At 48.7% G+C, this 1,634-nt stretch carries 2 protein-coding genes; both read right to left on the reverse strand.

Annotated elements, in window-relative coordinates:
• Positions 1–103: 103 nt before the first annotated feature.
• The gene (locus tag AC1WIP_RS15710; RefSeq protein WP_481142708.1) at positions 104–811 is read right to left on the reverse strand and encodes an IMP cyclohydrolase; all 708 of its coding nucleotides are present in this window, start codon (positions 809–811) and stop codon (positions 104–106) included.
• Between the two features lie 110 nt (positions 812–921).
• Positions 922–1,634 (reverse strand): IMP dehydrogenase (gene guaB / locus AC1WIP_RS15715; RefSeq protein WP_481142709.1); only part of this gene is annotated, 713 nt, incomplete at its 5' end.

Below are 1,634 nucleotides of genomic sequence, written 5' to 3' on the forward strand. Positions count from 1 at the left end.
ATGTAAATTCTGGAAGGCTTTTGATTCGGGTTACACCCGTACTTCAATTCGATTTCTTTCATAATTTCCCTCATTTCTCCGCTGTTTTTGCGCAGCGCCTCTGCTATTGATTTTTATTTTTGATAATGGTTGTGTACTTTCCTGTTGCAATGTCAATATATCTCACAAACAAAGATACCTTATTGTCTGCATTTAAGTTGTCCCACAGCATATCTGCAAAACCTTCCATGTCATCCGAAACAGCCACCAGTTTAGGCTCTCCCTGAAAGCTGGGCAGCGGATTTCCGTCGTGCATATAGGTATGAATAAAATGCCCCTCTCCCGCAAGCGGCGTCTCAAAGGCAAAGGTATTGCGGATACAGGAGGAAGGATCACCGTGATTGCTCTTTAAAATAGACATGGCATAGCTGAAGCGGCCGCCCTCAATATGAAGAATCCCGGAAATGCGGGGCGTATAATTGGGCGCATCCGGTTCAAACTCTCTGCTTCTTAAGGACTGTTCAAAGGTGAGCTGCTTGTCCATTCCCTGGTAAATGGTGTCCGTCTGGTCTCCGTTTGTCACTATGGTCTTGTTTCCAAGCACTCTTACCGGCGCATAGATAATCAGACTTGGATCCTCCAGCTTGGAAGGGTCAAAGGCCTGTGTGCGGATGCCCTGTCCATCCTCCACAAAAATACGGTTCCTGCTGTTTGCGCTTCTGCCCATAATAAAATAAGCGGCCACGGCATACTTTCCATTGGGAGACTTTCCAAGCACAATGCCCCTCCCAGGGTATTCATTATTTTTCAATTCCTGCTCCAGTGATAACATTTTCTTCCTCCTGTAAAAACCATTTTCCCTTAATGTAAAAAATCCGCCTGAGCATCACAGTCAATGGCGCCCAGGCGGACGTTTTCCGCTTTTATATCACACTTATTATTTTATTCATCCACGCTGTAGTTGGGCGCTTCCTTGGTGATATGTATATCATGAGGATGGCTTTCTCTCAAGGATGCCGCAGATATTCTGATAAACCTGCCATTCTCCTTCAGCTCCTCAATGCTGGCAGCGCCACAATAGCCCATACCTGAGCGAAGACCGCCCATCAGCTGGAACACCGTATCCTCCACGCTACCCTTGTAGGCAACCCGGCCTTCCACGCCTTCCGGAACCAGCTTCTTGGCATTTTCCTGGAAATAGCGGTCCTTGCTTCCATTCTCCATAGCCGCAATAGAGCCCATGCCACGGTACACCTTGTACTTTCTTCCCTGGAAGAGCTCATAATCCCCAGGGCTCTCCTCGCAGCCAGCAAACATGCTTCCCATCATACACACATTGCCGCCTGCTGCAATGGCTTTGGTAATGTCGCCTGAATATTTGATACCGCCGTCTGCGATAATGGGAATGCCATACTCCCTGGCCACCTCATAGCAGTCCATAACGGCGCTGATCTGCGGTACGCCAATGCCCGCAACCACACGGGTGGTACAAATGGAACCAGGGCCGATACCCACCTTTACCGCATCTGCACCCGCCTCGATCAGGTCTCTCGTGGCGGCACCCGTAGCCACATTTCCAGCGATTACCTGAAGATCAGGATACTTTTCTTTGATCATCTTAAGGCAGTTTAATACGTTCTGAGAATGACCGTGGG

It is taken from the genome of Acetatifactor sp., assembly GCF_982438285.1.

What these genes read in the sequence shown, in the direction of transcription:
- AC1WIP_RS15710 (WP_481142708.1), bottom strand. Translation starts at nt 811, where the DNA reads ATGTTATCACTGGAGCAGGAATTGAAAAATAATGAATACCCTGGGAGG.